This window comes from Marixanthomonas spongiae (assembly GCF_003095375.1).
GTDB lineage: Bacteria > Bacteroidota > Bacteroidia > Flavobacteriales > Flavobacteriaceae > Marixanthomonas > Marixanthomonas spongiae.
In genome coordinates this window covers 523,425-549,540 of sequence record NZ_QEHR01000001.1, presented here as the reverse complement: position 1 = coordinate 549,540, position 26,116 = coordinate 523,425, and the positions used below count along the sequence as shown (strand labels likewise).

Below are 26,116 nucleotides of genomic sequence, written 5' to 3'. Positions count from 1 at the left end.
TCTTCGCTTCAAGCTTAAGCTTACCAAATTATCTCTGATTGGGTAATCCTCAATTATTCGGGGCTCCATAAAGCCGCTAGCTTTATATTGGTGATTTTTATAGGCTTCGGGGATTTCCTTTTTTTCTTCTAAATAAATGGTCAGCCGATTAACGTATAAGGGGTCTTTAATGGGTTTTTTATCAAACCCAACAATGGTAAAGTAAGTTAGTAAACCTTCAGGAAGGATTAAGCTTAGCAGGGGTAAATCAGTCTCTTTATTCATTGGAAAATATTTATCCGCAAAGAAAACTATTTTTCACTCTAGACCCAACTTTTGGACTTGATCCCTTGTAGTGTTGTTTCTCTTTTCTTTTTAGGAATAGGGGTAATGGATATAGCGCAACAAATTATGAAAGGAAAAAAATGACCTTCAAAGCGCAATTTTTTTGCAAGAATACGGTTTGAAATAAAAAAAATTGTAATTTTGCCGTCCGTATTTGCCTTGGTGGCGGAATTGGTAGACGCGCTGGATTCAAAATCCAGTTCTTTCGGGAGTGTGGGTTCGATTCCCACCCAAGGTACAAAGCCCTAACAGAGATGTTGGGGCTTTTTTTATGTACGGAACATTTCAACAAAAAAATCATTAGATAAAAAAAGCCGCCAAAAATGGTTTCGGCGGCTTTATTGCTTTTGGTGTTCTTCGGGATTACTTTTTAATAATCCTTTTGGTAACCATGCCATTTTCGGTATGGATGTTCAAAATATAAACCCCTGCCGAAAGATTACCAGCGGTAATGGTTGTGGTGCCGTTTAGAGTGCCCTCTAAAACCAAGGCTCCCGAACGGCTAAAAATGCGGTAAGAATTTAATCCTAAACTCGAAGAAACCGTGAATTCTGTTTCAAAAATAGTAGGATATACTTTTACAGACGCTGCATTAAAAGAGTTGTTTTGCACATTTAAAACAAAATTTAAAACAGGATAACCTTCGTTAACGCTTGAGTCGATAGACCAAGGGGCCTCTGTTGAACCTGAGTTTAATAAATCTACAGTTGCTTCAGATTTCATTTCGGCCGTTGTTAAAGCTGTGATGTCTGGTGTAACAGGAGGTCCTTGAATGTCACCTACGCCTTCTGTCATTCCAGAGGATTCTGTGTCAAAATACAAGTTTTCCACTTCAATCTGACCCCATAAACCAATTACACCTCCTGCAAATTCAGGTGCAGCTACCGTACCTGTTGAATAAGAATTTTTAATGACCAAAGCAATGTCTCCGCCACCAATAAGTCCGCCTGCGCGTTCTACATTCGAAACTACATTAGATCGTGAGTAACTATTATCTATAGTGTTTGCTCCTCCAAATCCAAATGGATATGAGCCCACTAATCCACCAGTTAGAAAATCTGCAGTTACTGTACCTTCAGAATAGCATTCAGTTACTGCTGAAGCATCGAAACCAGTGCCAGCAAGACCTCCTACTTGTCCGTATCCGACTACATCACCAATCGCGTGGCTGTTGGATATCGTAGAGTTGGTTAAAAATCCACCAACTAACCCGCCTGTGGTATATTGTCCAGTTACGTTTACGTTGATAGCGCTACAATTAGTAACCGAGCCATTGTCGAATAGATTAGCCACCAGAGTTCCGGTGTTGTCATCTCCAACAATAGTAGATGTGTCAACATGGATGTTGGAAAAAGAAGCCGAAGCAGTATGTCCAAAAAGACCCGCCATTTCAGTATCTGGCATATTAATCCATAAATTGCTTATTGTATGGTCGTTTCCTTCTACAGTCGCTGAAAAAGGCAAGTCTACATCTACTCCAATAGGAAACCATAGATTTCCGTCTAGGTCTATATCTGCGTCTAACTGTATTGTTTTACCTTGAAAAGAGTTGCCATCTGCCACCAATTGTGCTAAACCAGCCAATTCTTCAGCAGTAGAAAGTGTAAATTCATCTTGAGCTGAATTATGCCAACTTGTATCGGCAAGATCGCTCCAAGATGTTGTAGGGAATGTTTGCGCTTGTACAGCCGTTGCGAAGACCAGAAGCACAATTAAAATAGAGTGTATTTTTTTTGTCATGGTGTAGAATTTTTAAATGAATTTAAACAAACTTATTGTTTAAAAACAGACAAAAAAAATATGTTTAAAACCTACTAAATTGGTAGGTAAAGTCCTGTTAACAAAAAAGATGACGATGCGTACGGTGGGTTTGTTAAAAGGAAAGACAAAATCTTTAAAAAACAGTATTTAATGCTGTTTTTTTAAGAAAATGAATTTTTGTTAAAGTTTTGAAGTTTGTCTGAAAACGGTCAATTTTTTATGAATTTTTGAACACTGCTACCATCTTCCGAAGTAATCTCAACAAAATAAACACCAGAAGATAGTGAGGATATATCAATAGTTTCAGGTAAATTTTGAAATTCCAATACTTTTTGACCATTTAAGTTTACGATTGAAACAGATTGAATTGGATTTCCCGCTTTTTTAAAGAATAGTTGGTCCTTAACAGGGTTGGGGTATATAGAAACCCTAAGCTCTTCCTGTTTTGGGACTGACAGGAGAGGTGTGTCACGATATACAGCTAGATTACCATCTTGATCGGTTATGTAAAGTTCAAACACTTCGTCAAACTCATCGGTAATAATAAAAGTAGTGTAGGTAAAAGTGTAGGGATCGCCTTCCCTAAAAAAGAAATCGTACAAATAAGCTTGTTCAAGATCGCAATAATCCTCACAGCCAAACAAGGTTATTGTTGGCATCACGGTTGTAAACGTGTCGGCTTCAAAAGTTGGGCTTGCTGAAAAGGTCTCAATGGTAATATAGGTAGAAAGTTGGTATCCGTCATTTGTGTCATTAAAAAATAGTTGTTGGCTATAAAATGGATCGTTTGCAGGAATATCGTATTCCACCCCATCGTATGTAAAGCTATGTAAATACCAATCGGTCTGAAATAAAAGCGGTTCTTGCGCCAAACCTTGTAAATTTGCTGAAACTATTAAAAGAAGCAGTAGTCTTTTCATACTTATCGTTTTATAAATTTCTGAATGGCTGTTTTATTTTCCGAAGCAATCTCAAGAAAATACAACCCATGGGAAAGTGCCGAAACGTCCAATTGTTGTGTGTTTCCTTTTTCTGAAAGAATCAATTTTCCGTTTATCGAAAATACAGAAATACGTTGAACAATATTGTTTTCCGAAGAGATAAAAAGTGTTTCTGAAACTGGGTTGGGATAGACGGCAAAAGGGGTTTCGGAAAAACTGGGAGTGCTCAATAAAGGTTCGCTGCCGTATAGCGAGGTGTCGCCGTCATTGTTCACCACTACTAAGGTCTGGGTTTCATCTTCATTATAGGTAAGGGTGTAGTTTAACGGGGTTTGAAGGGTGTTAAAATAAAAATCAGCGTGCATACCGTAGATTTGGTTGCATGGACCTTCGGGGCCGTCAAGGCATTTTAATTGGGTTAAGCAGTTCCAGTTTTCCAAGAGTTGAAAAAAAGCAGGATTTTCCGAAAAATCGATGTTTTCAAACAAACAACCTACACTGTTTGGGGTTTCTATGACAAAATTGACTATGCCACCGTTTTCTTCAAACACTATATCAGGATAAAACCCATAATCCGCAGGTGAATAGTCTATACCATCAATGGTAATGGCATGCAGGTACCATTGTTTTATCACATCTGGGTTGGGCTGTTGGCCTATAGAAGCAAACCCCAATAAGGCCATTGCAAAAAGCAGGAATATTTTTTTCATGGGTTAATGCTTTATGAATTTTTGAACGCTTGTGCCTTGTTCCGAAGCAACTCTAATAAAATACAACCCATTGGAAAGTGCTGAAACGTCCAAATGTTGTGTGTTTCCTTTTTCTGAAAAAGTCAACTGCCCATTGATCGCAAATACAGAAACATTTTGAATGGCATTGTTCTCTGAAATGATGAAAAGTGTTTCTGAAACGGGATTGGGATAAACACTGAAGAAGGTTTCAGAAAAAACAGCATTGCTCAATACTGTATTCCGGTAAAAAGCCTGATTGCCGTTTTCTCCTGTTACGATTAACTGCTTGTCATCATTTTCTACATCGTTGATCGCATAGGTAAACGGATTTGCTGAGTTGTTGAAGTAAAATTGAAAATATGTGCTCTCAAAATCGGCATTGTCAGCATCGGTACAGCCTCCGCAGAGACTCTGGTATAATTCAAGATACGAAAATTGATCGTTTGAATTATCAAAAACCATCGTGCCGCTCAATGATTCGCATACGGTGCTCCAAAATTGATTGGTTTCACCATTTACCTCAAATATGGCATCCACGTGTGGCACTTCACTGTTTGAAGGCGGAAAAACGTCGGTGTTATCAATAGAAAGGCGTTCCAAATACCAAGTATTCTCAAAAAGTTCGGGATTTTGAGCTAAAAGTGAAGAGCAGGTAACCAGTGCTAGTAAAAAAAGTAATAGTGTTTTCATATTGGTTGGTTTTCAGTTGATTATAAAGTTATAAAATTCTGTCGAGTTTTCCTACCTTTGGGAAACTTTAAATCTCCCTGCAATGACCGATTTTTGGCTGTATTTTAAATTAGGATTGGAACACGTGCTCGATTGGCAAGCTTACGATCACGTTCTTTTCATTATTGTGCTTTGTGCCGCTTACAACTTTAATGCGTGGCGAAAACTGCTTATTTTGGTTACCCTTTTTACGGTAGGTCATACCGTTTCGCTGTTGTTGGCCAACTACGGCGTGGTAAGTGTTTCCAGCAGTTGGATCGAGTTTTTGATCCCCATTACCATTTTGGTCACGGCCTTGTTTAACCTCTTTACGGCCGGAAAAGAAAAACGGGCCGAAAAACTGGGCCTGTTTTACATCACCACCCTGTTTTTTGGGTTGATACACGGTTTTGGCTTTGCAGGCTATTTTAAAATGATAAGCAGCGACAATGACGTACTGCATTTGCTGGAATTTGCCCTTGGCATTGAAGCTGCTCAGTTAATAGTAGTTGTGTTAGTGCTTATCTTGGCTTTTATAGTACAGACCATTTTCCGCTTCAACAAACGGGATTGGGTGCTGGTCATTTCATCTATTGTCATTGGGTTGGTGATACCCATGCTCGTAGAGAACTGGATTTTTTAACTGAAATCTGGAATATCTTGAAGGCAATCGGTTTCAGTTTCAGTAAATTGTAATACTTTTATGATGGTAAAGCTTTTGCAAAGCCTTAACACCGTATATTTTGCAAAAGTGTAACTTCCTGCTATTTTCGCTACTTATTTAACAGTATGGATATCAGTAAACAACGACAGTACGATATTGCCTATTTACGCATGGCAAAAGAATGGAGCAAACTTTCTTATTGCAAACGCAAGCAGGTTGGCGCACTTATTGTTAAAGATAAAATGATCATTAGCGATGGCTACAACGGCACCCCAAGCGGTTTCGAGAATTTTTGCGAAGACGAAGAAGGTTATACCAAATGGTATGTGCTCCATGCCGAGGCCAATGCCATACTAAAAGTAGCCTCATCAACACAGTCTTGCAACGGGGCTACCCTGTACATTACCTTGTCGCCTTGCAAAGAGTGCAGCAAGCTCATACACCAAGCCGGCATAACCCGTTTGGTGTACCATAAAGGCTATAAAGATAACAGTGGCCTAAAATTTTTGGAAAAGGCCGGCGTTAAAATAACGCATATTGAAAACTTAGAATAAACCAAATGGGTTACCACAAAAAATATTTGCCCTTGATTATTGGCACAGCCTTGGCGGCAGGCGTTTTTGTGGGCTCCAAACTCAACTTTAGCGATACCACCGAAAAGATTTTTGCGACCAACAGCAAAAAGGACAAACTCAATCGCCTTATCGATTACATAGACTACGAGTATGTGGACCGCGTGAACACCGATAGCATTGTCGATGTCACGGTAAACGGCATCCTGGAAAACCTGGACCCACATTCGGTCTACATTCCCAGCGACCGCTATGAAGAAAACGCCGACGACATGCGCGGCAACTTCGTGGGCATTGGCGTGAGTTACTACATTTATAAAGATACCATTGCCGTGATACGCTCCATAAAAGGCGGCCCGGCGGCACGTGCCGGAATTAAAGGTGGCGATAGGATACTATATGCCGATGGCCGAAAAATATTTGGCGACAGCATTAACCGCGATAGCGTAGTAAGCTATTTGAAAGGAGAAAAAAACTCTAAAATTAAGCTGAAAGTTTATCGAAAGAACCAAGATGGCCTGTTGGATTTCAAGTTCAGGAGAAAAGAAGTGCCTTTGGTAAGCGTCGATGCTTCCTATAAACTTACCGATGCCATAGGCTACATAAAATTAAACCGCTTTTCTGAAACTACGTACAATGAGTTTAAAGAAGCGCTGGACGATTTAACCGACGCGGATATTAAAAGCCTGGTGTTGGACCTTCGCAATAATCCAGGGGGATACATTTCAACCGCCGAGCGGGTGGTCGATGAATTTTTAGAAGACGATAAACTGATGCTCATCACCAAAAACAAAAGTGGCGACATCAATAAAGCCTACGCTACCCGCCGGGGTGATTTTGAAAAGGGCAAAGTCTATGTGCTTATCAATGAAAACTCGGCTTCGGCCAGTGAGATCGTTGCCGGGGCGTTACAGGATAACGATAAAGGTGTCATTATCGGGCGGCGATCATTTGGAAAAGGACTGGTACAGCGCGAGATGTCCTTAGGCGATGGCAGTGCCGTTAGATTAACGATAGCAAGGTATTACACACCCACCGGCCGCTCCATACAACGGCCGTATGGCAATGGCAACGATGCCTATTTCAGTGAATACGAAAAACGATACAAAAATGGCGAGCTGGAGCACAAGGAAGATATTGAGGTGGTGGACTCCTTAAAGTTTGTGACTCCAGAGGGCAAAATAGTCTATGGTGGCGGTGGCATCATCCCCGATGTCTTTGTGCCAAAAGATACCAGCGTAGGCAGTGAAACCATTAATTACGTCTCGAGGAGCGGGTTTATGGCTTATTTTATATTTGAATATTTAGAACAGCACCGCAAAGCGTTTAGCGGTATGGAATTCAAAGATTTTGCTGAAAACTACGAAGTTGACGAGTCGCTTTCAAAAGAATTTATAGAGTATGCGCGCTTTAACGAGGCGCAGATTAATTTAACGGGCTACGAAGCGAGGCTTAAAAAAGCGCTGAAAGCCAATATCGCCCAACAGTTGTATGGTACCAATGCACAGGAATATATTCTTAATCAAGGCGACCCGATGCTCACCAAGGTATTGGAGCTGGAAGCGAGAGAATAGTCATCTCGACGAAGGAGAGATCACATTCTGCTAATCACGCCGTACATTTCATTTCCTGTTTCAACCTTTGGGTTAAAAAATTGTCGTTTGATTCCTAGTCGTGCTTGACTGAATCATCATTGAGACGAGCCTCTATCGGAATGGCGTTTGTAGCCTTTTCAATCCTAAAGGTCCGGGATGGAGATTACACCCCCTCTTTTTTAAGACCTTTTTTCTTTTTCTGTATAACTTGCGAAACCTGCAAAATAACCAACAGCAAAATAGCGCAGACACCGGCCAGTACGCTAATGGCGGCCACCATGCTATCTCCTTCAAAAAGATGGTCAAAATCCAGTTTTGTGGCATTGAAGATTATTAAACCAACGGCGAGGGCCATAAGAATGTATATAAAAATTTTCATCGCTTTGTTTTTTTATTATGTATCAGTTGCACATTTTCTTTTTCAAGTTGTAGTGCACAGCACAAAATTAACTAAATAATTCCTGAATGTTGGAAGTAAACAGTTTTACTGAAATAGCCAGCAAAATAACCCCAAAAATCTTTTCAATGATACCAATACCGTTCTTTCCCAAGAATTTTTGAAGTGAGGAAGAGGTTCTCAAAACAATAAAAACGATGATAATGTTTACAAATATGGCGATAATGATGTTTTGCAATTCAAATTCAGCACGGAGAGAAAGCAACGTTGTCAAACTTCCGGGACCTGCAACAATGGGGAAAGCTATAGGGAACACCGTCGCCATGTTCAGGTCGTGGTCCTGTTGTTTAAACAAGGTAATGCCCAAGACCATTTCCAAGGCGATAAAAAACAGTACCAAAGCCCCAGCAACCGCAAACTCATTCACATTGATGCCGATGAGGTTTAAAATACGCTCGCCGATAAATAGGAAAACGATTAAAACCACCGCCGAAATAATCGAGGCACGCCCGCTTTTTATTTCCTTGGATTTTTCCCGCAGAGAAATGATTACAGGAATGCTCCCTATAATGTCGATAACCGCAAACAATACCATGGTGGCGGTTGCAATTTGTTTGAAATTAAAATCCATACCCTAAAATTTTAAGCCGGCAAAAGTAATCAATATTGTAAATTATTCAAGCCTATGATCGTGTTAAATTTTTAGTTGTTTTTTCCTGAAAAAAACACAGAAAACCAAGTACCTTTGCCGTATGTTTCAATTAGGAAAAGCAATCATTTCGGAAGATATTATAGAAAAAGAATTCGTGTGCAACCTCAGTGCGTGCAAAGGGGCGTGTTGTATTGAAGGCGAAGCCGGAGCGCCTGTTACCGAAGATGAAACCAACATTTTACAGGAAATTTACTCCAAAGTAAAACCTTTCCTGCGCCCAGAAGGCATCCAGGCCATCGAGCAGCAGGGCACTTACATAAAAAGTCCACAAAACGAACTTGAAACCCCCTTGGTAAATGGGAAAGAATGTGCTTATGTAACGTTTACTGAAAACGGAACGGCCAGTTGTGGCATTGAAGATGCTTTTAATGCTGGTGAAATTGATTTTAGAAAACCTATTTCCTGTCATTTATATCCCGTCCGAATTCAAGATTACAGTGAGTTTTCGGCCGTAAACTATCACAGGTGGCCTATTTGCGATGATGCCTGTACTTTGGGCAAAGAACTGCAAGTGCCTGTTTATAAATTTGTGAAAGATGCCCTCATACGCAAATATGGCGAAGATTGGTATGCCGAATTGGAGAAAGTCGTTTCCGAACGATAGCGGCATTAAACTTCCATTGCATATTCTTTAACTGGAGCCTGTACAAGGGTTAAAACCACCCGTGTGCCCAAGGGTGAGCCGTCTTCAGCCTTCTTGTCAATGATTTTATAGGCTATCGTTTCGGCATGGCTTTTATTGTATAAGTCAATACGCTGTTCTATGATCTCGATGCCCATGCTGTTGTGTTTTTTGTACGGTTGCTCTTTTTGGGCCTTTCGACCCACACCATTGTCATCTATGCTTATCTGTATGCCTGTGGAAGTGGGCGAACAGGAAATGTGAAGCGTCTTTACCTCATTTTTGCTGGGCAAGAGTCCGTGCCAAATTGCATTTTCTATAAAAGGTTGCAATAATAATGGAGGGATGCCCATATCCTTATCATCAACTTCTTCATTGTCCGCTACGGTAATTCTGAAAGTAAAGTCTTTCTTAAACCTGTTTTCTTCTAACTTAAGATAATATTCCGTTAGTTTAAGCTCTTCTTCTATCGGGATAACGTGTTTTTTTGATGTTTCCAGCACCATCCTTGTGTAACGGCTGAATATTACGAGGTATTTTATGGCTTTTTCGTTTTGATCGCTCTGTATTAAATAGGTAATGGCGTTCAAGCTGTTGAACAGAAAATGAGGGTTGATTCGCAAGCGGGTGACCAATATTTCTGCTTGGGCAAGGTTGCGCTCGTAAATGGCGTTCATTTTTTCCTTCTCTTCTTTTTGAATGCGTTCTTGGTTCTTTTTCTTCAGGCGCATATTGCGGTACTGCAAGAAGAAAATAATCAACAATAAGAAAAAACCAATGCCCAAGAGCACAGTTACGCTACGCCGTCGTTCCAGTTCCTGCTTTTGTTTTGCCAGTTCGGTTTGTTGCAGCTCTTTGTCTTTTTCCAATAACTGTATGTGGTTTTCTTTCTGTTCTAAGTTATATTTTCGGGTAAGTCCTTCTATTCTTACATTCTGTTCGGTGAGCTTAATGCTGTCTTCATATATTTTGCCCTGCTTATAATACTGCAAGGCTTGTTTGGGGTTATTTTCCTGTTCGAATATTTCAGACAATTTGAAAGAGTTTTGAATAATCAAACTGTGTTGGTTCAATGTTTTGCTCAAGGCGAGTGACTCGCGGTAATATGTTTCGGCCTGAACGAGGTTGTTTTTCTGCAACTCAACATTGCCCAAGTAACTAAGAATGCCCGCTTGCCTATGTCTGTTGTTAAGCTCCTTAAAACGGTCAAGGGCTTTGTTAAAATAAAGCGTTGCTTTTTGTAGGTCTTTCCCTTGTTTTAAAAAAGCCAATCCCATATACTCGTAGGTAATGGCTAAACCGAAAGGGTCATTTCTCTTGGTGTTTAATTTAAGTAATTCACCTAAATATTCCCGCGCCGTCGCATACGCTTCTTTATCGATGTAATAATCGCCAATGGAAAGGTAATTCATGGCGATGCCAAGGCTGTCGTTCAGTTGCTTTTCGGCTTGTAGGGACCGGTTAAAGTAGTTTATTGCTTCATCTTGTCGCTTGGGCATGTTCGAGAGGGTGTTGCCTATTCCGTTATTGGATATGGCAATGTTCTTTATGTTGTTTTCGGTTTCGGCCAATTTCAAGGCCTTCATATAATAAGAAATGGCCGTATCGTACTTCTGGTTGTACCGTGCCGCTACGCCGGCATTGTTTGCAAATATCATTTTAAGGATAGGTGGAACATCTTTGTGTTCCACAAGCTGAAATGCTTTAATGTGAAGGTCGATGGCCTCATTGTAGTACTGGTGATACCGGTGTAACAGCCCTAAATTATCTAATGCTTTGGCGTACATGATGGTATCATTTAATTGAAGTGCCTTTTCTACAGCACGCTCGGCATAACGGTATTCTTTATCTTCATCCTGTTCCTTTCTATGAAGGTACCTGGAAAGATCGATCGCTTTAATCACTTGTAGCGAGTCGTTGGTTTCCTGCTCAAAAGCGGTTTCAAGGCTGTCTAATCGCGATTTTGATTGGGAAAACACAATACAAGGCACCAATAATGCTAAAATCAAGGCCTGATACGGCACAAACAGACAAAATTTTTTTGGAGGAGAAGGCATAATTTAGGGCTTATTAAAATGGAAGCAATTGTCGACTAAGATAATGATTTTAACAATAGCATCGAACAAACTGGTAACGAGTTCTTTTTTGTCGTTGCTCCCCGGGATGGATGCACTGTCTTGCATGACAAGGTAACTTCTATCATTACAGTGGTAAATTTTTATGTAATTTGCAGTGATTAGAAGAAGTTTGTGATTGCGAATAAAAAAACACCTGTTGAGCAGCCTGTGATTTTACATACGATTTTGGCTCCAGAAAGCCTGTTCTTTATGTGCATTGCAAGACTTTTTATATAGCGTGTCTCATCATTCATTATAACAGCTTTCATAATTTAAGGAGTTGCTTTAAAGGTTAATGGCTTTCAGCTAAAAAGGTAAAAGACATTAAATATACAACTTCTTTCAAAACCTCTAAATAAATGTTGACGAAAGCCATTTACATGGGTTCTAAGTGCGGTATGGGTTGGGGAAAGATGCTTGGAGGGGGTATTCATGTGGGAATAGCTTTAAATAAAAATATGGGACGCTCACTCATTGAAATAGGACATACAATCATTCTGTGTTGCCATAACCGCCTTTGTTAAAGATATTTACATCAATATTAACTAAACAACATATAATGAAAACAAAAAAATTAATTTTCACAGCATTTTTATTTTTTGCAGGCTTAGTCGTTTCGCAAGCGCAAATCGATACCCGTATTGGCGCTGAGCTTGCCTACGGAACAGAAATCGAAAACCTGGGTATTGGTGCCAATGCCGAATTTGGCGTGCTGGACAACCTTAGTATTTCACCAAGTTTTATTTACTACTTCCCTAAAGAAGAAGGGCCTATTAAAGTAAACTGGTGGGAGATAAATGGAAACGTAAACTATTACTTTATTCAAGATGAAGGGTTCCATCTTTACGGACTGGGAGGTCTTAACTACACTAATGTTAGCATAGATGCAGATATTGATTATGGTGATTTTGGTTATAGCGTGGATAGTTCAGACGGAAGATTTGGCCTTAACCTCGGTGCCGGTGCCAATATGGATTTAGGCAGCAACATTATGCCCTTTGCCGAATTAAAGTACGTTATTATCGATGGCGGGCAACTCGTATTGGCAGCTGGTGTGAAATTCAATATATAAAATCATTCGTGACCGATTAAAATATGACAAAAAGCTGTTGACCCAAAGATAGCAAGCATTTAAAAATGTTGATAATGACAGCTTATTGTTATTAGTCATTGAAATGTAACCATTAAAAAGCAGGTTTTGGGTCTTCAAACTCCGACACTTGGGGGGATCTTAAATTTTTGTTGTACCTGACTATTTTAAAAATAAATTCGACCCGAGCTTGTGGCCTCCTTAAAATTACTTAAGCGAACTTTATGCTTGTTAATAAATGTGCCCTATGCCAATTCCACAAAGAGCTGGCATAGGGTTTTTATTTAAAAAGAAAGGGTCAAGTTACATAAGCAACACCTTTTGTTACATAATTAATAGTGCTTTACAATGGCTGAGTATATTTTTGAAATGTACTTGATGTATTCATTTTAGTAAAGTGAACAAAAGTGTTGCCGAGGGTTATAAAATGTTAAAAATTAAAATTTACTCTATATTATGAAAACTGTATTCTTTTTTGGATGTTTACTCTTCAGTACGCTGGTCTCTTGTGGGCAATCTATAGAAGGAACGTGGATAATGGCCAAAAAAGACAATAAAAATTCATTTCTCAATATGCACGTTATGCAATTTACCAAAGACAGCTTAACGCACTACGATTTTAAGGAACGGTTTTCAGCGACCCCTTATAAAATAAACGATAATAGAATCGATGTTGATACCACATCCATAGGTGTGTTTAGGTTTGTTGACAAGAACAGGTTTAGGTTAGCTCCAGATAGGTTAGCAGACTCTATAGACTTTGTTAGGCTCTTGCCTACCAAGACTGTCCTGCCAAAAACAGCAATTGAAAAAATGAACTTTGAAATAGAATATAAAGGAAGAACCTTGACAACAAATTTTGGAAAAACTGAACAAATAAAAGGTCCGGATACCCGATTGGAAAACATAAACAACACTTATTTTCTCTCCATTTACAGAAATGATAGAAGGTTAGGCTCAATACCCATTAAAAAAGTAACCGATAAACAGCTGGTGCTCTACGGTTTTCCTGAAAAACCTTTTGAAGTTTCAGGGGAGGCTATAAGTGAAAAATAATGTCGACTATAGCTCAAAATCCTTGGCTTTTAGTATATTAGCACTATAAATAAACTACCAAAACACAACTTAAAATTTCAATATTATGAAAAAACTACTCTTAGGAATATTTGCATTAACACTATTTTTTGGTTGCAAAGACAACCCCGTTTCAAAAAAGATAAAGGAAACCCGTGAAACTGTTTCCAATACTACCAATGCAGTAAAGGAAATGAATAAAATGGGGGACGATATTAAAGAACTTCAAAAAATGGAGCCCCTTACCAATGAAGATTTCAAAGATTGGCTGCCCGATGAGGTAAACGGCATGAAACGCATTGCGTACAAAGCAGGACAGGCTTCGTATATGAAAATTGCCTCGATAGAAGCAACGTATGCCAATGAAGATAAATCTAAAAAATTTGAGTTCCAAATTATCGATGGTGCAGGCCAAATGGGCGCTGCCGCCACGGCCGGGATGCGCATGCTCTTTTCGCAGGATTTTGAAGAAGAGACGGAATACAAAACCCGTAGGACCGTAAAAAAAGACGGCAACAAGGCCATTGAAGAATACAAAAAGAACGACAACAACAGTAACATACAATTAATGGAAGACGGCCGTTTTTACATAAAAGCCAGCGGTACCAATATGGACTTAGACGAAACTTGGGACGCTATTGATGAATTGGATGTCGATGATTTAGGATAATTTTTACCGTACAGCTAATTAAAAACCGGAAGCATGGACTTTCGGTTTTTTTATGCAGTTAACTCCCGCACCTTCTCGTACACCAAATTGCTTTCCCAGCCTCGGTATAGTAGGTAATCAGCCAGTTTTTTTCTTTTCTTTTGAAGATTGGTTTCACGTTCCAATTGCTTCATCCGTTTTTCAGCAAGCTCGTGAAAGGTTTTGTAGTATTCTGCTTCCGAGATTTCTTCCATGGCTTTTTTAATGTTATAGGCCGAAATATCCCGAAACTTCAATTCGCGCACAATCCTGTGTTTGCCCCATTTTTTGGTCTTGAATTTTCCGCGGGCAAAGGCTTGCGCAAATCGGGTTTCATTTAAAAAATCGTGGTGCAGCAAATGATGGATAATATGATCAATGGCATCAGGGATCATTCGCATATCCCTTAACTTCTGCCGAACTTCTTTATGGCAACGCTCTTGATAGGCACAGTAATTCTCTAATTTTCGAGTGGCTTCATCTACGGTATATGTTTTTACGGGGTTCACAGGATAAAAATAAGGAAAGTTTCAGGAGAATTAGACATGAGTTGTGAGAATTGAGATATTAGATGTGAGACTTGAGAATTTAAAAAATAAAAGCAAAACCGATTCCCCTCCCCTCAGGAGGGGTTAAGGGTGGGATTTCCAAGTTAAGAAAAAAAAATGCACGCCCACCTTTTAAAGTAGTAGCAATTAAAAATAGTAGCTCACTTTTAATTAAAAACATAAAACAATTCCGCTCCCTCTGGGAAAGGTTAGGTGAGTGCAATGCATAAAAAAACCCTCTCAAAAATAAATTTGAAAGGGTTTTCAATTGGATTTACTTAATCATTTCTCCGTCTTTGTCGTAAAAATGATATTCCAGATACGTGTAAGCGTCTCTAGGTTGGATTTTTACCCATTTTTTGTGCTCCATAAACCATTTGGTTCGCACAGATGGAAAGCCTTTAATTAAAAAAGCCGCTATAAAAGGATGTGTGTTTAAGGTTATCTTTTTATAGTTTTTGTTGAAGAGCTTTTTAAGGTCTTCGGTAATTTTGTTCACGACCACTATGGGTGCTTCAATTTCTCCGTTTTCACCGCCGGGCGCATCTTCGCGCGTTTTAATGTTCATCTCTGGACGAACCCGCTGGCGGGTAATCTGGATCAACCCAAACTTACTTGGGGGCAGTATTTTATGCTTGGCCCTATCGTTTTTCATTTCGTTGCGAAGATGATCGTAGAGCTTTTTGCGGTTTTTGGCGTGTCCCATATCGATGAAATCCACCACAATGATGCCTCCCATGTCCCGTAGGCGCAATTGCCTGGCCACTTCGGTCGCTGCTATTAAATTAACTTCCAGGGCAGTGTCTTCTTGGTTTTTCGATTTATTGCTACGGTTGCCGCTGTTCACGTCTATTACGTGCATGGCCTCCGTGTGTTCGATCACCAAATAAGTTCCTCTACTACTGGAAACAGTTTTCCCGAAGGATGTTTTAATTTGACGTTCAATACCAAACTTTTCATAAAGCGGTACTTTCGAGTCGTACAGTTTGACAATATTCTCTTTGTCGGGTGCAATTTGCTGCACATAATCTTTTATTTGCAAGTAAAGGGTCTCGTCGTCTATGTGTATCGCCGAAAATTCGTCGTTGAACACATCTCTTATAATCGACGCTCCCCGGTTTAACTCGCTGAGCACCTTGCTGGGGTGGTGCGCTCCCCGTAGCTTTTTGCACATCGCCGTCCAGCGATCCATGAGATTTTGTAAATCTCCATCCAGTTCTGCTACTTTTTTGCCTTCTGCTACAGTACGTATAATAACGCCAAATCCTTTGGGTTTAATACTGGTTACCAGGCGTTTAAGCCTGTCTTTTTCTTCTTTGCTTTCTATTTTTTGGGAAATGGAAACGCGGTCCGAAAAAGGAACCAATACTATATACCGGCCTGCAATGGAAAGCTCAGAGCTTATCCGCGGGCCTTTGGTGGATATAGGTTCTTTTACAATTTGTACCAGAATAGATTGATTGTTTTTAAGCGCATTGTTAATGCCGCCGTTTTTATCAATCTCTTTTTCAAAAGGGAAATCCTTTAAAGAATAGTCTTTAAGTTTACCTGTGCTTACACGTTTTACGAATTTTAAAAGCGAAGTGACCTTTGGTCCCAAGTCGTGATAATGCAAAAATGCATCTTTCTCGTAGCCTACGTTAACGAAAGCTGCGTTAAGACCGGGAACGGTTTTCCGTATTTTGGCGATAAACACGTCGCCTACCGAAAACTTGTTGTCTTCTTCCTCTTTATGTAATTCTAATAGTTTTCCATCTTTTAAAAGGGCAAAATCAACTTCTTGTGAACTGGATCTAATAAATAATTCGTAGCTCACTTGTACATGATTTTTGTCCCGATATTTTATCGGGATGGATTATACAATATTTTATAACAGGTTTTTTTGTATCCTGAAATTGCTGTGTTCAGGATAACCCGTCGAAATCACTTATTTAAGAAAAGAAACAGGGTGATTTCATTTTCAAAGAACGTTTTAAATTTCTTTAGTCCGCTTTTGCTTCCTGTAAGCACAAGAAGCCCAAACGAAGTGCTTTTAAACGAAAAAAGTAGTTAGAAACTACTTTTTCTTTTTGTGGCGATTAGCGCGTCTTCTTTTCTTGCGCTTGTGTGTCGCTACTTTATGTCTTTTTCTTTTTTTACCACTTGGCATATTACGCTCGTTTTTAGTGTTATTATTATTTTACTTCCACGTTGGTTTTTACACCTTCTACAAATACTTTTGCTGGTTTAAAAGCGGGAATGTTGTGTGCGGGAATCTTGATGGTCGTGTTTTTAGAGATGTTTCTTCCTGTTTTTTCGGCTCTTTTCTTGATGATAAAGCTTCCAAAACCTCTTAAATATACATTGTCCCCACCTTCTAAGGTGTTTTTTACTTCACTCATAAAAGTCTCGATTACTGCCTGTACGTCAGCTTTTTCCATTCCTTCCTTTTCTGAGATTTTCGCTACAATATCTGCTTTCGTCATTATTATAAATTTTATTTAGGGTTATTTTTTTCAAAAGGGCAAATATAACAATTTTAAAATCAAATACTCAAACCTTAATCATTTAAAATATAAACAGATAAAGCCTATTTTTGCCCAATGCCAGAAAATACAACTTTTTTTCGTAACAAACTAATAACGTGGTATTTAGAAAACAAACGGGAATTACCATGGCGAAAAACCAAGGACCCCTACCGCATATGGCTCAGCGAAATAATGTTGCAACAAACCCGTGTTGAGCAAGGATTGCCCTATTATTTAAAATTTGTCGATGCGTTTCCTACGGTTTTCCACCTCGCCGAAGCGCCACAGAAAACCGTGCTCAAACTATGGCAAGGACTGGGCTATTATTCCCGCGCCAGGAACCTTCACGCGGCGGCACACTATATTTCAGAAACATTAAAAGGGGAGTTCCCCTCAAATTATAAAGACCTCTTAAACCTGAAGGGCGTCGGGGATTACACCGCCAGTGCCATTGCTTCTATTTGTTACAATGAACCTCAAGCGGTTGTTGACGGCAACGTCTATCGCGTGCTTTCCCGGGTTTTTGGTGTTGAAACGCCAATAAACAGCACCGCCGGGAAAAAAGAATTCAAGCAATTGGCACAACAATTAATCGATGCGGAGCAACCGGGAACCTATAACCAGGCACTTATGGAGTTTGGCGCCCGTTATTGTGTGCCGCGAAACCCCAATTGTGAGGCCTGTATTTTCAACAACCGTTGCGAAGCGTATAAAAAAAACCTGGTTTCGGCTTTACCGGTAAAGCTTAAAAAGCGCAAAGTCAAGAAACGCTACTTTAATTATATGGTAGTGCTTTCAGAAGGCAAAAGAACCCTCCTTAACCAACGAACCGGCAAAGGGATTTGGCAACAGTTGTATGAGTTTCCTTTAATTGAAAGCGGGAAAGAAGTTTCAGAAAAGGAACTGAAAAAACTGGAAGGGTTCAAGCTTTTTTCAGAAGAAGTGAACATTGAAGACATGGTATTATATAATGAAACATCCGTGGTTCATAAACTGTCGCACCAACACCTTTTTGCACGGTTTTGGATCGTAGCGGTTTCTGAAATACAAAACACGGGGATCCCTTTTTCTGAAATACAAAACTATCCCGTACCGGTGCTGCTCCAGAATTTTATTTCGGACTTTTCGGTTTTTAAAAACTGAAAAATTCGCTATCTTTAAAACTATATATACCTTTGTAAATTAATACGATAATTATGAGCGCAACATTGAATAAAGTGATGCTTATCGGGCATCTGGGTGATGAAGTGAAAATGCACTATTTTGATAATAACGGATGCATAGGGCGTTTCCCAATTGCAACGGACGAAAGTTACACCAACCGCACCACCGGCGAACGGATAAACAATACCGAGTGGCACAACATCGTGGTGCGCAACAAAGGGGCAGAAATTTGCGAAAAATACTTAAAAAAAGGGGATAAAGTTTACATTGAAGGCCGCATCAGGACCCGAAAATGGCAGGACGACAGCGGTAACGACCGCTATAGTACCGAGATACAATGTACCGATTTTAAGTTTTTAACGCCAAAAAACGAATCGGGGAAGGGGCCTGCGCCACAAAAAGCCACAGGTACACCAAACAACCAGAACAGCGGTCAACAAAACCAAGCCCAAGCTCCAAAAGCACAAGAACCCAGTGGGGAAGAAGAGGACGACCTACCGTTTTAAACCATGCTGTAAACACCGCAACGTATAACCTAACCTTTGATTTTGGATCCGGAACCTCCGAGTTTATTTATTGCATTGCTTAGCTATACCGAAATCCCCGGCATACTCATGCTGGTAGTGCTGTTGCTTTGCTCGGCTTTGATTTCTGGGGCCGAAGTCGCTTTCTTTTCCCTTGCCCCAACCGATTTTGATACAGGCGATGACAATGCGGCTTCCAAAAAACTGGAAATCGTACAGCGGTTGCTGGATAGGCCCAAAAAGCTGCTGGCCACCATATTGATAGCCAATAACCTCATAAACATTGCCATTGTTTTACTGTTTGAGTCGTTGAGCGATGCGTGGTTCAGTAGTATAGATTATACCATAAATCTGTACTTTTTCCAGCTCAGTTTATTGTTGGTCTTAAAAATTGGGGTAGCCACCTTTTTAATCTTGTTGTTTGGCGAAATCTTGCCGAAAATTTATGCCAGCCGTAACAAAGTGGGCTTTTCCTTATTTATGGCCTATCCACTTCAGGTGCTCGATAAACTCTTTTCGCCACTGAGCTTGCCTATGCGCAGCACGACGCTGTACATGCACAACCGCTTTGGCAAACAAAAAGTGAACATTGGCGTGGACCAGCTTTCACAGGCGTTGGAGCTTACCGATGAAGAAGAAACCACCCACGAAGAACAGAAAATACTCAAAGGTATCGTAACCTTTGGCAACACCGATACCAAACAGGTAATGAAACCGCGTATGGACATTTTTGCCCTTAGCGAAGAGCTGTCCTATAAAGACATTATGCCGCACATAATGGAAAACGGCTATTCGCGCATCCCGGTTTTTAAAGATAATATCGACAATATTACCGGAATTTTATATGTAAAAGATCTCATGCCGTACATTGACCGAAAAACACTCGATTGGAAAACCTTGAAACGGGAACCTTATTTTGTGCCGGAGAACAAAAAGCTGGACGATCTTTTAAATGAATTCAAGGAAATGAAAATGCACTTGGCCATTGTGGTGGACGAATATGGCGGCACTAGTGGATTGATTTCGTTAGAAGACATCATTGAGGAAATTGTAGGCGAGATAAGCGACGAATTTGATGATGAAGACCTCGTTTTTTCAAAATTGGACGAAAACAACTATGTTTTTGAAGGGAAAACGCCTTTAAAGGACTTTTATAAGGTAATTGGTCTGGAAGATCCGCAGGTTTTTGAAACCCAAAAGGGCGAGGCCGAAACGTTGGCCGGATTCTTGCTGGAAATTTCAAAAGGTTTTCCGAAGAAAAACGAAATAATAACCTTCCACCACTATTCGTTTACTATTGAAGCGTTCGATAACAAACGCATTAAACAAATTAAACTTTCCATCAATATATGAGGTTTTTAACAGTTGTATTTCTTTGCTTTTTTATTTTGGCCTGTAATGAAGAAGTTGTGGTAAAACCAGCCGCCAAACTTAGGTTGGAGTACCCAGAGAACACCTATAAAAAAGTGGATGTAGACTGCCCTTATTCGTTTAATATGAATGCTAATGCCACTTTAAATACCGATCACGGCTGTAATTTGGACATTGATTATCCTGCAATGAATGCCACTATCTACCTTACTTATCAATCGGTTAAAAACCACAGTATAGATTCTTTGTTGTACGATGCGCAAAAACTTACCTACGACCATACTATTAAAGCCAATAAAATTTTGGAACAGCCCAGGGTTGACTCCATCAACAATGTGTATGGCATGTTTTACATGATAGACGGTAACGCCGCCACCCAATCGCAATTTTACGTGACCGACAGCGTAAAACATTTCATCACGGGCTCGTTGTACTTTAAGGCCAAGCCCAATTTCGATTCTATCTACCCGGCCGTGATGTACCTTCGTAAAGACATCCGGGTATTGATGGAGACGATGGAGTGGCAGTAAAACTGATTTTTTTCGCGCTTTTAAAACCTCAGATGTTCAATACATTTCCCGATCTTTTTTGCCATTGTTGATATTTTTTACTAACAATCCTCAGCATAAGAGATAGAAAAACACAAATTGCACGGTTAAATAAAACTACATTCTTTTTAAACTTAAAACCAACTCAATTTCCCGACCTTTGCCGCTTCAATTTTCTGAAGCATGAAAGGCATCGACAAAAAATGGATATATCTCGCCATCCTCTCGGTGGTGTGGGGCAGTTCGTTCATTCTTATAAAAAAAGCATTGATAGGGTTGACACCGCTTGAGCTCGGGGCGCTCCGTACGCTGTTTGCCGCCGCTTTTTTGTTGCTCATCGGTTTCAGGAAACTAAAAACCATACATAAGCGGGAGTGGAAGTGGATTGCTGTTTCCGGCTTTCTCGGAACGTTTATCCCTGCGTTTCTCTTTGCTTTTGCGGAAACGGAAATAGACAGTGCCGTGGCTTCCATTTTAAATTCCACCACCCCGATTATGACCTTGCTTTTGGGCGCTGTGGCTTTTAGTATTGGCTTTACCCGAAACCAATTAATAGGTGTTATTATCGGGCTTGTAGGGAGTTTTTTGCTAATATGGAGCGGTAGTGAGATAAACCCAAATCAGAATTACTGGTACGCAGGGCTGGTGCTGGTCGCATCGGTATGTTACGCCTGCAATGTAAACATTATTAAAAGGCACCTTCAAAACGTGCCGGCCTTGGCCATTACGGCAGGGCAATTTTCGGTAATCATCATTCCGGCCGTGATTGTGTTGCTGGGCTCGGGATTTTTTTCCGAAGCCACGTTTCAGGCTAAAGCCCTTTACCCGTCTTTGGGCTATCTATTGATTTTGGCTTTGGTGGGCACCGCTTTGGCAAAAGTATTGTACAACACGTTGGTCCAGATAAGCACACCTATTTTTGCATCTTCGGTTACCTACAACATCCCTGTTATAGCTTTGTTATGGGGCGTTTTGGATGGCGAACAATTCGGGTGGTTTCAGCTGGTGGCCACTGGGATAATTTTATTGGGCGTATTGCTGTCAAAAAAAACTTAACACATTCTTTAGAAGAATATTTTGTAACTTTCAGTAGCTTTAAAGTCAAAAACCAACTGTCATGTTCAAAATTTATTCCCGTTACGGAGTTCTAATCGCCGTAGTTTTAATCGTTTATTTTTTATTGCTAAAACTGTTTGGGCTTCACGAATATCCTGTTTTAAGTGCGGCAAATGGCGTTATATACGGAGCCGGGATTTTGTTGGCCATAAAAAAATATAAGGCCGATGCCGGAAAATTTGATTATGCAAAAGGGTTTGAGGTTGGTTTTAGGTGCGGAGCAATTGCAACAGTGATTTTTACCGTGTTTATGGCACTGTATATTTTTGAGCTTGATACCGAATTTGCTCAAAACATCTTAGATTCCTGGAATTTAAACTTCAACAAAGGAACCCTTATTTTAATAATTTCTATAGTCATTATGGGGATTTCCACTTCGTTGGTGCTTACATTGGCTTTCATGCAACTTTTAAAAGATTCGTGGAACACCCCTGAGGGCAAACGAAATACGATGTAAATTACTTATAAAACAGGTTGTAAATTTAAATTATTAGGATTATATTTGCACCCGCCTTAAAAATAGGCGGGCTTTTTATCGTGAAAAGCTTTAAATAAATTAATATCATAAACGATACGCTATGTATGCAATTGTAGAGATAGCAGGGCAGCAATTCAAGGTTGCGAAAGACCAAAAAGTCTTTGTAAACCGTTTGGCCACTGAAGAAGGGAAAAAAGTCGATTTTGACAACGTACTTCTTATTGGTGACGGAGACAATGTTACTGTTGGCGCCCCGGCTATAGACGGTGCTCTTGTTGGAGCAAAAGTCTTAAGGCACCTTAAAGGTGACAAAGTAATAGTTTTCAAAAAGAAACGTAGAAAAGGTTACCGTGTTAAAAACGGTCACAGACAAGCCCTTTCAGAAATCGTGATTGAAAGCATTGCTTCTTCTGGAGCTAAAAAGACATCTTCTGCTAAAAAAGAAGAAACTAAAAAAGCAGCTCCAAAAAAATCAACTAAGGCAGATGACCTTAAAAAGATTGAAGGCGTAGGGCCAAAAGCTATGGAAGCGATGGTTAACGCAGGGATTGATACGTTTGCAAAAGTAGCAAAGGCAAAACCTGAAAAATTAACTGAAATTTTAACTGAAGCAAGTTCAAGATTAGCACACTTAGTAACCGACACTTGGCCACAACAAGCTCAATTAGCTGCCGATGGCAAGTGGGACGAACTGGAAAAGCTACAAGACGAACTTGACGGCGGAAGAAAATAATAACATTTAAAACCCTTGAATTATGGCACATAAAAAAGGAGTAGGTAGTTCTAAAAACGGTAGGGAATCAGAATCGAAACGTTTAGGCGTTAAAATTTATGGTGGTCAAAATGCCGTTGCAGGAAATATCATCGTAAGACAACGTGGAATGGAGCATCATCCAGCAGATAATGTGTATGCCGGTAAAGATTATACCTTGCACGCAAAAGTTGATGGTGTTGTTAAATTTACCAAGAAGAAAAACAACAAATCGTACGTTTCCATTGTACCTGGTGCAGAAGCGTAAGTAAACGTTATTACAAATTTTAAAAACCCTTGGTTAAAATATTAACTAAGGGTTTTTTTATTCTGTACAATGTTGTTATTTAGAAGGGATTCGGTCAAACTCTTTTTTTGAAATAGGATTTGTCACCAGAGTCCATTTTATATTCTCCGGGTAATGTGTTTTAATAAAATATCTTGGGTCTGTATCAAACCAATACAAATTTGGATTATTATTTTTACGCTGGCTTCTTGCCAAAGTAAGATCCAATAAACGCCATTTCCCATTTATTTTCACGGCATTCCAAGTATGATCTACTCCATTTCTTGTACTGGTGTTATAATATTTTTTACTAAAGCCGTGTATTATTTGACTTTCAATTCCAACTTCTTTACATAGCATTTTATAAAGAAAGGCATACCCGCCACAAAGGGCTTTTTTACGCTCCAATACCTTTTTTAGTACATTTTCTTCAGAAGTGTAAATTAATTTTTGAAGAGAAGTGTTAGTGCGAAGTTCGTTGTCGTATTCAATGTTCCTTGCAATCCATATAAAAATAACTTGTGCCTTTTCAAAATCTGTATGGCTATTTTTGGTAATCTGTCTTGCTAAGCTTTTTGTATTAACGTGAGTTTCTTTTGCGGAATGTTTTATTCTTTCAGAAGCATTACGCGCATTAATTACATCACCTATCTGTGAATGGCCGATTATTGAATAAAAGCTAAAAATCCCCAATAGAACCACATGTTTTCGTAATGATATACGCATATACCAATAACGGTATCTCGTGTCAAATATTTCAGTAAATACACGTAAAGTCGGTATAATTATTGATTTACAATTTTAGAATAGCTAACCAGTGTTTTATGAAATATCTTTACACCCTATTGCTTCCATTCTTTTTTATGTCGTGTATTCCGTTGAGTATTGCTCCAAATATAGATGGCGGCAAGATCTATCCGCCTAAAAAATTTAAAAAACACTTGCCTCAAAATTACGTGTATGTTTTTGAGGACCCCAAAAATGCCAACGAGTTTTTCAACTATATAAATGCTAAGTTTCAAGTTGTTTATGATGACGACTTAGGAAATATCCCAATAGAAATTGAAAATAACACCTTTTACCTTACCTTTTATGAAGTGGAACGAAGCACCCAAACGGTGAATTTGGTGCCCATTGTGGTAGATGCCAAATTAGATCAAGAAGGGCATGGTCCCATATTGGAAGATGCCCATATTACACGATCAGGGAGCTGGTACATCGCACTTACGGTAACCAACGAAGGCTTAAAAGATGCCCTGAAGCCAAGCTATCCGCAACACAATAAAGTAAAGACGTATGTTGACGCCTTGCGCCAAGAATACCTTACCACTGTTGAGTATATAGAGGTTTATTTAAAGAGCAAAACCTCAAAATAAAAACCCCCACAATATCTGTGAGGGTCTTCTATAATCTAATAGCGCTTCAGCTCGGTCTAAAATCTAATATCTAACAGCGAAGCGATCTATTTAGTAACGATAGTATTCCGGTTTAAACGGTCCTTCTACTTCCACACCAATATATTTGGCCTGTTCTTCGCTTAATTCGGTCAATTCCACACCAATTTTTTCCAAATGTAACTTGGCTACTTTTTCATCTAAATGCTTTGGCAGCATATACACTTTGTTTTCGTATTGATCGGTGTTTTTCCACAATTCAATTTGAGCCAACGTTTGATTAGTAAATGAATTACTCATTACAAAACTTGGGTGGCCGGTTGCACAGCCTAAGTTTACCAAACGGCCTTCGGCCAAAAGAATGATATCGTTTCCGTTTACTGTATATTTATCTACTTGTGGTTTAATTTCTACGTGGGTGTTACCATGGTTTTCCTTTAACCATGCAACGGCAATTTCATTGTCAAAATGTCCAATATTACAAACGATGGTTTTATCTTTCATCGCCTCAAAATGCTCGCCACGAACAATATCTTTATTTCCGGTTGTGGTAATAACGATATCCGCTTTACCAACAACAGTTTCCAGTTTTTTCACTTCAAAACCGTCCATTGCAGCTTGCAACGCACAAATAGGATCGATTTCGGTAACCGTAACAATTGCGCCAGCCCCTCTAAAGGAAGCGGCTGTACCTTTGCCAACATCACCATAGCCACATACCACAACACGTTTTCCAGCCATCATGACATCAGTAGCACGGCGAATGGCATCTACAGCACTTTCACGACATCCATATTTGTTATCAAATTTACTTTTTGTAACACTGTCGTTTACGTTAATTGCCGGCATCACCAATGTTCCGTTTTTCATACGCTCGTACAAGCGGTGTACTCCAGTGGTGGTTTCTTCAGAAAGACCTTTAATGCCAGAAGCAAGTTCAGGGTATTTGTCAAAAACCATATTGGTAAGGTCACCACCGTCATCCAGGATCATATTCAACGGTTTGCGGTCCTCGCCAAAGAAAAGTGTTTGCTCGATACACCAGTCAAACTCTTCTTCGGTCATTCCTTTCCAAGCATAAACCGGGATTCCGGCAGCAGCGATCGCAGCAGCAGCTTGGTCTTGCGTAGAGAAAATGTTGCATGAGCTCCACGTAACTTCGGCGCCTAACTCAATCAATGTTTCAATCAATACCGCGGTTTGAATGGTCATGTGTAAACATCCTGCAATACGGGCACCTTTTAACGGTTGCTCATCTTTATATTCTTCGCGCAAGGACATTAAACCGGGCATTTCGGCTTCGGCCAGTTCAATTTCCTTTCGTCCCCAGTCTGCCAGGGAAATATCTTTTACTTTGTACGCCGTGTACGGCACTGTTTTCGTTGACATAAATTTATTTTTTATTCCCACCAAGGTGGGAAACTCATTGTTAA

Annotated in this window: 29 protein-coding genes and 1 tRNA gene; 17 read left to right on the top strand and 13 right to left on the bottom strand. The window is 39.7% G+C overall.

Annotated elements, in window-relative coordinates:
* Positions 1–264 (bottom strand): ISAon1 family transposase N-terminal region protein (locus tag DDV96_RS15905; RefSeq protein WP_116693169.1); only part of this gene is annotated, 264 nt, incomplete at its 3' end.
* A 216-nt stretch (positions 265–480) separates the two neighbouring features.
* On the opposite strand from DDV96_RS15905, the gene DDV96_RS02630 reads away from it, so the two are divergent.
* Positions 481–562: transfer RNA gene (locus DDV96_RS02630), tRNA-Leu, on the top strand.
* 125 nt (positions 563–687) lie between these two features.
* Here DDV96_RS02630 and DDV96_RS02625 read toward each other — a convergent pair.
* The 4 genes from DDV96_RS02625 to DDV96_RS02610 form a co-directional block, all read right to left on the bottom strand.
* A complete protein-coding gene (locus DDV96_RS02625) occupies positions 688–2,064 on the bottom strand; it encodes a T9SS type A sorting domain-containing protein (protein WP_116693168.1) in 1,377 nt (458 codons plus the stop codon).
* 230 nt (positions 2,065–2,294) lie between these two features.
* Positions 2,295–3,005: a T9SS type A sorting domain-containing protein gene (locus DDV96_RS02620; protein ID WP_116693167.1), complete on the bottom strand. Its 711-nt coding sequence runs from the start codon at positions 3,003–3,005 to the stop codon at positions 2,295–2,297.
* 2 nt (positions 3,006–3,007) lie between these two features.
* Positions 3,008–3,736, bottom strand: coding sequence for a T9SS type A sorting domain-containing protein (locus tag DDV96_RS02615; RefSeq protein WP_116693166.1), 729 nt, complete (start codon positions 3,734–3,736; stop codon positions 3,008–3,010).
* 3 nt (positions 3,737–3,739) lie between these two features.
* Positions 3,740–4,447, bottom strand: a complete 708-nt coding sequence (locus DDV96_RS02610; protein WP_116693165.1) for a T9SS type A sorting domain-containing protein — start codon at positions 4,445–4,447, stop codon at positions 3,740–3,742.
* 82 nt (positions 4,448–4,529) lie between these two features.
* Here DDV96_RS02610 and DDV96_RS02605 point away from each other — a divergent pair, with 82 nt between their 5' ends.
* From DDV96_RS02605 to DDV96_RS02595, 3 genes are all read left to right on the top strand, one after another.
* Entirely contained in the window at positions 4,530–5,108 is a 579-nt protein-coding gene (locus tag DDV96_RS02605) for a HupE/UreJ family protein (protein ID WP_116693164.1), read from the top strand.
* A gap of 146 nt (positions 5,109–5,254) precedes the next feature.
* Positions 5,255–5,683: a deoxycytidylate deaminase gene (locus DDV96_RS02600; RefSeq protein WP_116693163.1), complete on the top strand. Its 429-nt coding sequence runs from the start codon at positions 5,255–5,257 to the stop codon at positions 5,681–5,683.
* A 5-nt stretch (positions 5,684–5,688) separates the two neighbouring features.
* On the top strand, positions 5,689–7,275 hold the full coding sequence (locus DDV96_RS02595; protein WP_116693162.1) for a S41 family peptidase: 1,587 nt from the start codon (positions 5,689–5,691) through the stop codon (positions 7,273–7,275).
* A 184-nt stretch (positions 7,276–7,459) separates the two neighbouring features.
* On the opposite strand, the gene DDV96_RS02590 is transcribed toward DDV96_RS02595, so the two are convergent.
* Together DDV96_RS02590 and DDV96_RS02585 are read right to left on the bottom strand one after the other, a co-directional pair.
* Complete coding sequence (locus DDV96_RS02590; protein ID WP_116693161.1) at positions 7,460–7,675, bottom strand: hypothetical protein; 216 nt, start codon at positions 7,673–7,675, stop codon at positions 7,460–7,462.
* A 67-nt stretch (positions 7,676–7,742) separates the two neighbouring features.
* On the bottom strand, positions 7,743–8,324 hold the full coding sequence (locus DDV96_RS02585; protein WP_116693160.1) for a MarC family protein: 582 nt from the start codon (positions 8,322–8,324) through the stop codon (positions 7,743–7,745).
* Between the two features lie 121 nt (positions 8,325–8,445).
* On the opposite strand from DDV96_RS02585, the gene DDV96_RS02580 reads away from it, so the two are divergent.
* On the top strand, positions 8,446–9,009 hold the full coding sequence (locus DDV96_RS02580) for a DUF3109 family protein (RefSeq protein ID WP_116693159.1): 564 nt from the start codon (positions 8,446–8,448) through the stop codon (positions 9,007–9,009).
* A 5-nt stretch (positions 9,010–9,014) separates the two neighbouring features.
* On the opposite strand, the gene DDV96_RS02575 is transcribed toward DDV96_RS02580, so the two are convergent.
* Positions 9,015–11,084 carry a tetratricopeptide repeat protein gene (locus DDV96_RS02575; protein ID WP_116693158.1) on the bottom strand — a complete coding sequence of 690 codons (2,070 nt, stop codon included), beginning with the start codon at positions 11,082–11,084 and terminating at the stop codon, positions 9,015–9,017.
* A 619-nt stretch (positions 11,085–11,703) separates the two neighbouring features.
* Between DDV96_RS02575 and DDV96_RS02570 the strand changes: the two genes are divergently transcribed.
* The 3 genes from DDV96_RS02570 (at position 11,704) to DDV96_RS02560 (ending at position 13,978) form a co-directional block, all read left to right on the top strand.
* Complete coding sequence (locus DDV96_RS02570) at positions 11,704–12,216, top strand: outer membrane protein (protein ID WP_116693157.1); 513 nt, start codon at positions 11,704–11,706, stop codon at positions 12,214–12,216.
* Positions 12,217–12,690: 474 nt separating this feature from the next.
* Positions 12,691–13,290: a hypothetical protein gene (locus DDV96_RS02565; protein WP_116693156.1), complete on the top strand. Its 600-nt coding sequence runs from the start codon at positions 12,691–12,693 to the stop codon at positions 13,288–13,290.
* Positions 13,291–13,375: 85 nt separating this feature from the next.
* Positions 13,376–13,978 (top strand): hypothetical protein, encoded by a 603-nt coding sequence (locus DDV96_RS02560; RefSeq protein WP_116693155.1) that lies wholly within the window; start codon positions 13,376–13,378, stop codon positions 13,976–13,978.
* A 50-nt stretch (positions 13,979–14,028) separates the two neighbouring features.
* On the opposite strand, the gene DDV96_RS02555 is transcribed toward DDV96_RS02560, so the two are convergent.
* The 3 genes from DDV96_RS02555 to DDV96_RS02545 all read right to left on the bottom strand — a co-directional run bounded on the left by DDV96_RS02555 (position 14,029) and on the right by DDV96_RS02545 (position 17,009).
* On the bottom strand, positions 14,029–14,505 hold the full coding sequence (locus DDV96_RS02555; protein ID WP_116693154.1) for a regulatory protein RecX: 477 nt from the start codon (positions 14,503–14,505) through the stop codon (positions 14,029–14,031).
* Between the two features lie 313 nt (positions 14,506–14,818).
* Positions 14,819–16,360, bottom strand: a complete 1,542-nt coding sequence (locus DDV96_RS02550) for an Rne/Rng family ribonuclease (protein WP_116693153.1) — start codon at positions 16,358–16,360, stop codon at positions 14,819–14,821.
* Positions 16,361–16,718: 358 nt separating this feature from the next.
* Entirely contained in the window at positions 16,719–17,009 is a 291-nt protein-coding gene (locus DDV96_RS02545; protein ID WP_116693152.1) for an HU family DNA-binding protein, read from the bottom strand.
* A gap of 117 nt (positions 17,010–17,126) precedes the next feature.
* Here DDV96_RS02545 and mutY point away from each other — a divergent pair, with 117 nt between their 5' ends.
* From mutY to rpmA, 8 genes are all read left to right on the top strand, one after another.
* Complete coding sequence (gene mutY / locus DDV96_RS02540) at positions 17,127–18,194, top strand: A/G-specific adenine glycosylase (protein ID WP_116693151.1); 1,068 nt, start codon at positions 17,127–17,129, stop codon at positions 18,192–18,194.
* Between the two features lie 53 nt (positions 18,195–18,247).
* Positions 18,248–18,721: a single-stranded DNA-binding protein gene (locus tag DDV96_RS02535; protein ID WP_116693150.1), complete on the top strand. Its 474-nt coding sequence runs from the start codon at positions 18,248–18,250 to the stop codon at positions 18,719–18,721.
* Between the two features lie 42 nt (positions 18,722–18,763).
* A complete protein-coding gene (locus DDV96_RS02530; protein ID WP_116693206.1) occupies positions 18,764–20,092 on the top strand; it encodes a gliding motility-associated protein GldE in 1,329 nt (442 codons plus the stop codon).
* Positions 20,089–20,640, top strand: a complete 552-nt coding sequence (gene gldD / locus DDV96_RS02525; protein ID WP_116693149.1) for a gliding motility lipoprotein GldD — start codon at positions 20,089–20,091, stop codon at positions 20,638–20,640. Before DDV96_RS02530 ends, gldD begins: the two co-directional genes overlap by 4 nt.
* 201 nt (positions 20,641–20,841) lie before the next feature.
* Positions 20,842–21,714: a DMT family transporter gene (locus DDV96_RS02520; RefSeq protein ID WP_116693148.1), complete on the top strand. Its 873-nt coding sequence runs from the start codon at positions 20,842–20,844 to the stop codon at positions 21,712–21,714.
* 61 nt (positions 21,715–21,775) lie between these two features.
* Complete coding sequence (locus DDV96_RS02515; protein ID WP_116693147.1) at positions 21,776–22,231, top strand: DUF4199 domain-containing protein; 456 nt, start codon at positions 21,776–21,778, stop codon at positions 22,229–22,231.
* A 121-nt stretch (positions 22,232–22,352) separates the two neighbouring features.
* The gene (rplU, locus tag DDV96_RS02510; protein ID WP_116693146.1) at positions 22,353–22,985 is read left to right on the top strand and encodes a 50S ribosomal protein L21; all 633 of its coding nucleotides are present in this window, start codon (positions 22,353–22,355) and stop codon (positions 22,983–22,985) included.
* A 22-nt stretch (positions 22,986–23,007) separates the two neighbouring features.
* Positions 23,008–23,271: a 50S ribosomal protein L27 gene (gene rpmA / locus DDV96_RS02505; RefSeq protein ID WP_116693145.1), complete on the top strand. Its 264-nt coding sequence runs from the start codon at positions 23,008–23,010 to the stop codon at positions 23,269–23,271.
* A 75-nt stretch (positions 23,272–23,346) separates the two neighbouring features.
* On the opposite strand, the gene DDV96_RS02500 is transcribed toward rpmA, so the two are convergent.
* Entirely contained in the window at positions 23,347–24,015 is a 669-nt protein-coding gene (locus tag DDV96_RS02500; protein WP_116693144.1) for a transglutaminase domain-containing protein, read from the bottom strand.
* A gap of 98 nt (positions 24,016–24,113) precedes the next feature.
* On the opposite strand from DDV96_RS02500, the gene DDV96_RS02495 reads away from it, so the two are divergent.
* Positions 24,114–24,665 carry a hypothetical protein gene (locus tag DDV96_RS02495; RefSeq protein ID WP_116693143.1) on the top strand — a complete coding sequence of 184 codons (552 nt, stop codon included), beginning with the start codon at positions 24,114–24,116 and terminating at the stop codon, positions 24,663–24,665.
* A gap of 90 nt (positions 24,666–24,755) precedes the next feature.
* Here the strand turns inward: DDV96_RS02495 and ahcY are convergent, their stop codons facing one another.
* Positions 24,756–26,072, bottom strand: a complete 1,317-nt coding sequence (ahcY, locus tag DDV96_RS02490) for an adenosylhomocysteinase (RefSeq protein WP_116693142.1) — start codon at positions 26,070–26,072, stop codon at positions 24,756–24,758.
* Between the last annotated feature and the right edge of the window lie 44 nt (positions 26,073–26,116).